This is a genomic window from Labrenzia sp. C1B70, from assembly GCF_000475395.1.
Lineage (GTDB): Bacteria > Pseudomonadota > Alphaproteobacteria > Rhizobiales > Stappiaceae > Roseibium > Roseibium algicola.
Window position 1 is genome coordinate 1 of sequence record NZ_AXCE01000031.1, and the last position, 8674, is coordinate 8674.

Genomic DNA, 8674 nt, shown 5'->3' on the forward strand with positions numbered 1-8674 from the left:
CATAAAGTGGATGGGCTCTAGAATTAAGCGATCCGCACAGCTTTCAAAATGAGTGTTGTCACGTTAACCGATCGTCGGTTTTCTGTGTTTCCAGCCGGTCGTAAATTTCGGTGAAGGTTTCCATTTCGATAGGTATCGATTCGTGCTGGAGAACATCATGTTTTCCTTTTGTGCTAGTCTCGATATCCGAATGTGCTCGATGAGGACGCACGAGAGGGTTTGGGGGCACTAAGCCGCACAGCTTCGGCAATCGTCCAAAAGTCCAGCTAAAACACTGTGTTCAAGCCAATCAGATATATCTATAGATTTCTGCCGATTATTTCGTGCGACCGCGCCCCTCAAGGACCAACCACCATTGCCGTAATGTGATTTTGATCTATTGTGCAACTTCTCAATAGTAAAAATGCCGATGTTTTCTTCTGGATTTCGTTGAACTCAAACGTTTTTCGATATAACCGGCAATAATTACCATTTGAATTGACTAGGTTCACTCTTCGTTCAATTTTGAACTGCTTAATAATGGGGCCATTTCCACCCCAACAAAGCAGCGGTAAATTGCCCACAGAAGTCAACACCCTCCTGCGTTCAATGAAGCAACTGGTCCCGAATCCGGAAACCTGCGCAATTCTCTCAACCGTTGGCGTTTCCTATTGGGCCTATGATCCTGTAGCTGAAGAAATTTGCTGGCAGCGCACGGACGCAACCAGTGCCAAAGGATATCGGCTGGTCAAATTCTCCTTGCGTAACGCGTTGGAGTATTACGCGCAGACTGACAGGAAGCGATTTTTGCTATTGCTTTCCGATGCGATAGAGCACGGGCTTTCATCACCTTTGACGGCAACAATGAAAACGGACGCCGGCCTGAAGACCTTTGAAATTGTCGCGGCACGCCTTGCAGGGAAAACAGTACCCTTGGTGGTTGGGGTAATGCGAGAGTGTTCGTCAGAGGCGCCCAAAAGAGACGAGTCACCCGACATGCTGTCAAATTTGGCACATGCTTTGGCGTCGGTAACCAGTGCAATTCTCGTGACTGATCGTAACGGAGTGATCAGGTCCGCCAATAGGCAATTTCTGAAAGTGTTCGCGGTCAAAAATTCCAAGCAGATCATCGGCCGTGATGTTCGCACCATACCAAATCTCCTAGGAAAGAAACTTCCTGCCACCTTCACAAAGATGTTGGCCGACAAAACCCTGACACAGGGTGTCTTGAAACTGCCTGACGACACCGGTGTTGCGAAGGAACTCCTATTCGACCTGCATCCACTGGCCCTAGAGAACCCGAAAGGTGGTTGCATCTTTGTCGGAGAAGTGGGCGCCGATTCTCAGGATCTACCGGCCGCAGATATCCTGGATGCCGTTCCAACGCCGATTTTGGTGGCAGATTTAAATTCAAGGCGGATCAAATACGCCAACAACGCCGGCCGCGGAGAACTCGGACTGTCCGCCAGACAGATCGGCTCAGAGCGCCTGTCGGATAAACTGATGTCGCCAACGGATGTGCGCGACCTTGCCCGTGTGCTCGACACCGTTGGCTGGGATGCCGGCCGCGTGTGGCAGGTTCAAAGCCACATCGGCCTCAAGCGCCACTATCGTATCCGTACCTGCTTCATTGGAGACAAGTCTGAACGACAAATCATCCTTGAGTTTTTGCCGGTCCGTAAAGAGACAGATAAGCCGGCCAATGAGAAGGCGCAGAACTTCTTCTCAAGGTTGCTCGACATGAATTTTGCCAAGTAGATACCTCAGATTTGGAAATTTGTCCGCGATGATTTCATCGTTCTCGGCTGAGCCGACCTTCGTCTCCAGATCGGGATGCTGCTTCGCGGTCTATGGTGGCTGCCATTGACTTCCGATACGAAGGGTCCCTTAACTGCATTGGAAAGTTGCCGGGCTAGGCATGGCATCTCAACTGGAACGCAATAACGCTCCCGGCAGCAAGATGTCTACCTTCCCGTGATCTGTGGTTGAATCTTTAAGAAAGCGGCAAATGTGATCTCGATGAACAAAGAAGAAGCTCCTGTCGAATTACAGGGCCGTTCTGCATTTCTAGCTGGAACCCACGATTTCCAAACAGATATCGAGTTGCTGGCAGGCAGCGAGTTCGTCAAGACAATTCTTGAGACAGTCATGCTCGCGACAAATATGCGATTTGCCGGGGTAGCCCGTGTGACGGCCGACAGATGGGTCGCTTGCCGCACCATCGACGAGGTCAATTTCGGCCTCTCTGAAGGCGACGAGATCGCGATAGAGTCTACATTCTGCCGGACAGTGCGGGAAACGTCCGAGATGGTCATTTTCAGCGACGCCGCGAGTGACCCAGAGTATCAAGGCCATCCCATTGCCACGGCCTTTGGCATCGTCAGTTATGCTTCGGTGCCGATCTATCGAAGTGACGGCAGCTTTTTCGGGACCCTCTGCGCGATCGACACCGAACCAAAAGACGTCAAGAGTCCCCGCGCTGTGGCGATGCTGAAAATGTTTGCAGACCTCATCGGACGCAACCTGGAAACCGAGGAACGATTGGAAGCACAGGAGCAACTGATCGAACACGAACGCAAGCTGGTCCAGATACAGGATGAGTTTATAGCGATCCTCGGTCATGACTTGCGAAACCCGGTTGCCGCCTTCGGTGCGGGCATCCGACAACTGGACAAAGAGCCGGTGACGAGCCGTGGGCGCGATTTGCTCGTCCTGATGCGTGCCTCACTTCACCGCATGACGGAGTTGATTGACAACATGATGTTGCACGCGAAATCTCGACTTGGCGGCGGTATAGCAGTCAGCGTCGTGCAGGATGCGCCTCTCGCGGAGACGCTGCAACAGGTGGTAGACGAGATCCGTGTCACCGTCCCGGAAAAGGAAATCCAACTGGATGTCGATCTGGCGTATCCGGTCAGCTGCGATCCGGATCGGATCGGGCAAGCGGTATCGAATCTCCTATCCAATGCGATCACGCACGGAGCCTCTGGCTCGCCAGTTCAGGTTACAGTCAGGAGCCATGACAAAGAGGCCGTTATAGAAGTGGAAAACGAGGGAGAGCCGATCCCGCCCGAGCTTCAGAAAACTCTGTTTCACCCGTTTCATCGCGGGAGCGGGACAAGTGAGGGTCTCGGGCTCGGCCTGCACATTGCATCATCGATAGCAAAGGCACATAGCGGGCGACTATCAGTCGCAAGCGAGGGCAGCACAACCTGTTTCCGGCTTGAATTGCCGAAACTCGAATTTTCGTAGCTCTAGACGTGCTTTGGTACCGGTCAAATCCATTAGATCACTCTGCCGGACCGCGGCTTCCCGCCTTCCGTGTTCAAGTACACATACGTCCCTTAGCGGAGATATGCATCTCTTGTTGTGAAAGTTCGCTTTGGTCTTATACTTTTGAAAAACTCGGCCCGGTAGTCGCGTTGATTGCCTCTTGAAGTACCGCGCGCGTCGCCCTTTCTCGCGTCAGCTGGCGATCTGCCGCGGTGGCAGGAGTTTTGCCAGCTTTCGGTGGTTCTGGGCGGGGGCTGCGACGTGGAATTCGTCACGCGCTCCGCATGGTCCGCGCAATCGGAGACGATTGAATCCCTGGATCCGCTTCAGATGCGCGAACAGCATCTCCACCTTCTTTCGAAGCTTGCAGGAGATGGCGCATTCCGTTCTGGCAGCCTGACAACATCTGACGCCAAAATCGCAAATTCTGATCATCAAGTCGAACGGAAGTATCGTTCGCATTACGGCCGTTAACGAAAAGTTTAGAAAACTACTGCAGAGCAGTCCTTAGAAGGGTGTTTTGGTGCGATCGTATCTTTGGCAACAGATCAAAACCGATCCGTCTCAGCCATGAATTCGAACGATTTCCTCATCCAGAACCATTACAGCAGGTGACTTGTTCGATTGAGCACCCACAAACTGCAGAATATCTCCGGCGGGCATCGGCTGGCCGAGAAGATAGCCTTGACCAACAGTGCAGCCCATTTGTTTAAGCAGATCTATCTGCTCCAGTGTCTCCAGACCCTCAGCTACAACTTGCGCATCAATCAAACTTGCGAGACCTCTTACTGTGCGAATAATTCCACGGTTTACCGGATCTGTAAGGGCTGACTTCACGAATGTTCGATCAATTTTCAGTTCGTCCCATCTAAATTTTGTAAGGTAGGAAAGAGCAGAGAACCCCGTTCCAAAATCGTCCAGGCAGATTGCGATCCCCAGGCTCCTGAGTGAAGCGAGCGTTGTCAGGATTCTGTCCAGGTCTGTCATCATGACAGATTCAGTAACCTCCATTTTCAGGCGTTCTGGAGGAAACTTCGTTCGTTCAAGCGATCTTCGAAAGTGCTCGATGACATCGTCTTGAAGTAACTCGACTACAGAAATATTAACTGACAGGCTCGTCCCGTCCGGAAACTTCAGGGCGTCGAGACATGCGGTTTCGAAAATGGCGCGTCCAATGGAAACGATATCGCCGCTACCCTCCGCGATCGGGATAAACTCATCAGGTGGCACGAAGCCAAGTTTGGGATGTGACCACCTGGCAAGAGCTTCAAAACCCACGACTGTACCGCTCGCAAGATCGAACTGCGGTTGATAGAATGGAACGAACTCTCCGCGCAGTACCGCTTTTTTCAGCTCAGCTTCGAGCTCTATTCGGCGATGCAGGTTGTTTCGCAAACTCTTGTCAAACTCCAGTGCGTGACCTTTCCCCCGCGACTTGGCAAAGGTTAACGCCAGATCGGCATCCATTAGAATTTCAGGCTCGAATGTGCCGTTTTGCAGAGCGACGCCGGCCGACAGGTCGACAATTATGTTCCCGTAACTGGTCTCAATGGGCTGCTTGAAACATTTCACAAGCTCATGGCCAAGTGAAATGGCATTGTCATTGTCCACATCGATGTGCGCGATGACGATAAACTCATCTCCGCCCACCCGAAAAACCATGTTGCTGGAATGCCAAGCCGATACGATTGCCTCCAACTTCCGTGCTGTCGCAACCAAAAGAGCATCGCCTGCGTTATGCCCCATCACGTCGTTGACAGTTTTGAAGCCGTCGAGATCGATCGCGATCACGGCAACACGATCATTCCGAGGCTGATATCGGCATAAGAACGAAAGGCGTTCATCGAGGGCAAGGCGGTTGCGAAGGCCAGTCAAGGTGTCGTGCTTGGCAAGATGAGCCATGCGTTCGGCATTAGTCGAAATATTTTCATTTGCACGCCGCAAACGCCAATTCTGGCGGGCGGTCAAGGCCAACAGGCCGATGCCGCTAGCAACGAGGGCAAACATCAACCAGTTCTGTTGCCGTTGCTTTTCCTTGAGTTCGGCGCGAACAGATGCCGCTTTGGCTATCGCAAAGGTTTGGGATTCTCCCCCGAGCCTTTCAAAGGTCGATGAGGTTTCGGACAGGACCGACAGAATACGCTCCTGAGACGCAGGGTTTTCTATAGTTTCAAAATCTGGCGCAAGGTTGACAACTTTTTCGCACGCACGTTCGAATCTTGCCTGCCTTGCTGGCGATTGGTCCAAAAACACCTTGTAGCCACCAGAATTCCAGGTATCGAGGCGGCTCAAAAAAATCTGATAAAAGAGCCTGGCTTTTTCAGCATCTTCCGCTGTATCCAGAGCCGCATAGCGCGCGACATATTTTTCGAGACTTGCAGCTTCAATGCGCCCGTTTGCACCTGTCCAGCTTACATCGTAGCTCATCGATCTCATAGCTGCATCTTCGGATGCACCAGAGACTTGGCGGTGGACCAGAGCCAATAGCGCGAAGCAACACAGCGCGAATATGGCAAAGATCGTAAATCCATTGGGACGACGCATTTGGGGCCTTAGACTCATCTGTTATTCGACGGTGATGGTCCGAACCTGCCAGGCAGCCCGAGAATAATAGATCTCACTTTTCAGCTCTTTATCACTGTCGAAGGGATAGATTATAAAGAGCGGTCCCTTGTCGCTGACAGGCATATACTTCCCATCTTTTTTGGTTGCCAGGATGACACCGTATTTCTCGAAATCGGAGACAGGTATTTCGGTGTGGTAGTTGTTCAATGCGATCACGCTGATTTTGGTGCCGGTTGCCCCAACCTTGTTGAGCAGGTCTGCCATTGGTGCGCCAGAAAAGGTTACCGCTCCGTCGTGCCAGGGAGTGGTTGTTGTGATTTCCGCAACACCAATCTCTTCAATCTCATTCATCGTTAGGTCTATCGACCCATTTGCGGCGATTTTCCCCTCAATCGTTAGGACCGGCGAACTTGCGTCCTGCGCACGACTTCCAGTCAAAGCAACGGAGGTTGCGAACATTGCCAATGCGATTATTTTCAGTTTTCGCATAAGTTTTCCCTGTTATATTCTTAAATAATATCACGTCTCTCAAACATAAACATCACTCAAATTAATAATTTCTCACCTTGTCTTAAAAAATATAGCCTATATGAAGTTATCCAGAATTTGTTAATGGTAAATTGAGCAAGTTTAACAAACGAACACTTGGTGGTATGCCAAATAAATACAACCGAGAAACTCGGCGCGGCGGTCGAGCGCTGATCGTTACTACCCGCACTAGTTGCTGTTCATTTATTGGCATTTGTTACAATTTTAGGACGCGCACCCATGTCACAGCGTTAGGAACTTCAACGGATTTTGGCCAACGTTTCGGCAACTTTCGAGAAATGTGCCATTGCACAACGAGGTAGAAGAAGTTTCTTCGAACTGGACAGTGACAGTTGCCAACGTGTTCTTGTACGCCGCGGTGGAGAAGGCAGTTATCGACTAGATATCCGCATCCACTAGAGCTGTTGGCAATTTTCAGGGCTGGTTTTAGAACTGGCAATCGACTGAAGTGGGGAAGCTTACCAGACTACGTCCGATTCCTCGTGCTCAAAAGCTGATACCATCTCCTTGATCTCGCGCGCTGGTGCTCCCAAAGCGTGCGCAACTTCTTTCCAAGTCTTTGTGGCCCTGCCTACTTCAGCAATTATGCGATCGGCACTTTCGGCCTCAAGGAGGTAATTCTCGTGCTGAGATCGATGCAATTCGATGCTGGCATCTGGATTGTCGTCAGTGATGTAGCTCTTGAGCACGCGCGGTTGGTTTGGGACGGGGTTGATGTCGTACGCCGGCGACAGGTACCAGCCCCCCCTGCCGCGAAGAAACCCATGATTGCGCATATGGTCGTCGAGGTTCGTCACGAGGATGGAAAAGGCAACCCGCCTGTATAGCTCTTCGCGATCTCTTTCCGGTGTTACACTTTCCGAGGTTATCAAGTCCGCCAAGTCTAGGTAGCTGTAGCTTTCCCCGTCTCGTCCATTAATCATGGCCATCGCTGAGATGAACGGGATCCTGCCCTCTTCGTTCCGATCAAACCTGTGAGACAAAAAGACGGGTATGTCGCCTGCCATTTCAAGGGTGTGATCAGCAACTGTTATTCCGGCTCGCCGAGCCAATTCCAGTGTAATAGCTTCCCAACGCTCGACGCAGTGGTTGTCGGTCTCCTTCGGAAATTTTGCTACAGAGAGGCGCCCGTGCTGATCGAGAATACTGGCTTTGGGCCGAGCTCCGCCGAGAGAACTTCCTGGAGCAAAGAGCATTTTGAGGTCTTCCACGGTCTCCTCCCCACGAAGCACGCGTTGAGATGCTTGCAATAGATCTCCGAGACTGAGCAGTACAGGCACGCCAATCCCCTCGCGCGCTTGAAACTCCCCATCAACTTTGTATCGCAGTGCGCCTAAACGGGTCTCGTCGTTTACTCCCAACAAATAGTCGGCCTCTTGCAGCGTCCTCGAGCGCCGCTCTTCAGCCTCTGCAATCCTTCCCTCGTAGCGCCGCATGACAGTTCGGCCCCATGTATCTGGGGAGGAGTCCCCGAGTGGGGCTAGCATGTCTTGTCCCACTCCTGGCACGAACTGCCCAGGCCCTAGGGGAATGTCTGGTGAAAGGCCAAAGGCATTTTTGTCAGAGAGCCAATCTTCGTGATAAGTGAAAGCTACTCGCTCTCGCTCTCGACCTCGCCCAGCAACGCGATGCAGCGTGCCGACCCGGTGCAACCCTTTCCAGTCTATCCAGACTTCAACCATTCTTCAGCCTCGCCCGCTTGGGAAGGTCATCGAGAGATATTTGATCACCGACAGGGTCATCAATATTCCCCCATCCATTAATGAGGCCAAGCGCTTGTAGCACAGCGACATAGGTGCCTATTTTTACTGCAGGATCCCCTTGTTCGATCTTGGCCACAGTCTGCCGTGTTGTTCCGGCGCGCTGCGCGATGATCTCGGCTGTCAGTCTACGTCTCAGACGCGCGACACGAATGTTTTCTCCGAGGGTCATGAGCTCCTTACGCGCTGCCCGTGGCACCTTGATCGCTGTAGCCAAAATGGTTTCTCCCAAAAACGTAATAAGGTATAATGTTGTGTAGACGTAACCTTATGATCATAGTAGTGCCTAGGGCACAATCGATTGAGTGAGTTGGAGTATCTGTGCCATATTATGTTATCTCAAGCGAACATAAAAAATTATAATGTAACTTGGAAGAGCCATTAGGATTTGTTGGCAAAATACATAGAGCCCAAGCAGTGCTCGCGCGAAACAGAAACAAGGACTTGGAGACAAGTCTGAACGACAAATCTTCCTTATCCAGCGCCAGTGCCGAGTGGTCAAAGTTCAGCAACTTATGAAAGGCGCGCTAGAGCCCATCCACTTTATG

General features: G+C 51.5%; 6 protein-coding genes and 1 pseudogene. 2 read left to right on the top strand and 5 right to left on the bottom strand.

Annotated features, from left to right (window positions below; genetic code table 11):
• The first annotated feature begins 555 nt into the window (after nt 1–555).
• Nucleotides 556–1737: a PAS domain-containing protein gene (locus Q666_RS54485; protein ID WP_161633238.1), complete on the top strand. Its 1182-nt coding sequence runs from the start codon at nt 556–558 to the stop codon at nt 1735–1737.
• Between the two features lie 261 nt (nt 1738–1998).
• The gene (locus Q666_RS54490) at nt 1999–3231 is read left to right on the top strand and encodes a GAF domain-containing sensor histidine kinase (RefSeq protein ID WP_023000279.1); all 1233 of its coding nucleotides are present in this window, start codon (nt 1999–2001) and stop codon (nt 3229–3231) included.
• Nucleotides 3232–3444: 213 nt separating this feature from the next.
• Here Q666_RS54490 and Q666_RS65640 read toward each other — a convergent pair.
• The 5 genes and pseudogenes from Q666_RS65640 to Q666_RS54505 all read right to left on the bottom strand — a co-directional run.
• Nucleotides 3445–3624, bottom strand: a pseudogene (locus Q666_RS65640) (IS5/IS1182 family transposase); the annotation flags it as partial.
• Between the two features lie 192 nt (nt 3625–3816).
• Complete coding sequence (locus tag Q666_RS0133715; RefSeq protein WP_023000281.1) at nt 3817–5679, bottom strand: bifunctional diguanylate cyclase/phosphodiesterase; 1863 nt, start codon at nt 5677–5679, stop codon at nt 3817–3819.
• Between the two features lie 138 nt (nt 5680–5817).
• On the bottom strand, nt 5818–6306 hold the full coding sequence (locus Q666_RS0133720; protein WP_031269045.1) for a molybdopterin-dependent oxidoreductase: 489 nt from the start codon (nt 6304–6306) through the stop codon (nt 5818–5820).
• Between the two features lie 518 nt (nt 6307–6824).
• A complete protein-coding gene (locus Q666_RS54500; protein ID WP_023000283.1) occupies nt 6825–8048 on the bottom strand; it encodes a type II toxin-antitoxin system HipA family toxin in 1224 nt (407 codons plus the stop codon).
• Nucleotides 8041–8298, bottom strand: a complete 258-nt coding sequence (locus tag Q666_RS54505) for a helix-turn-helix transcriptional regulator (RefSeq protein ID WP_051990170.1) — start codon at nt 8296–8298, stop codon at nt 8041–8043. Before Q666_RS54505 ends, Q666_RS54500 begins: the two co-directional genes overlap by 8 nt.
• Nucleotides 8299–8674 lie beyond the last annotated feature (376 nt).

Excerpts from the sequence above, each read along its gene's own strand:
- Q666_RS54490 (WP_023000279.1), top strand. The coding sequence starts at position 1,999 with ATGAACAAAGAAGAAGCTCCTGTCGAATTACAGGGCCGTTCTGCATTT.
- Q666_RS0133715 (WP_023000281.1), bottom strand. The coding sequence starts at position 5,679 with ATGAGCTACGATGTAAGCTGGACAGGTGCAAACGGGCGCATTGAAGCT.
- Q666_RS0133720 (WP_031269045.1), bottom strand. The coding sequence starts at position 6,306 with ATGCGAAAACTGAAAATAATCGCATTGGCAATGTTCGCAACCTCCGTT.
- Q666_RS54500 (WP_023000283.1), bottom strand. The coding sequence starts at position 8,048 with ATGGTTGAAGTCTGGATAGACTGGAAAGGGTTGCACCGGGTCGGCACG.
- Q666_RS54505 (WP_051990170.1), bottom strand. The coding sequence starts at position 8,298 with ATGACCCTCGGAGAAAACATTCGTGTCGCGCGTCTGAGACGTAGACTG.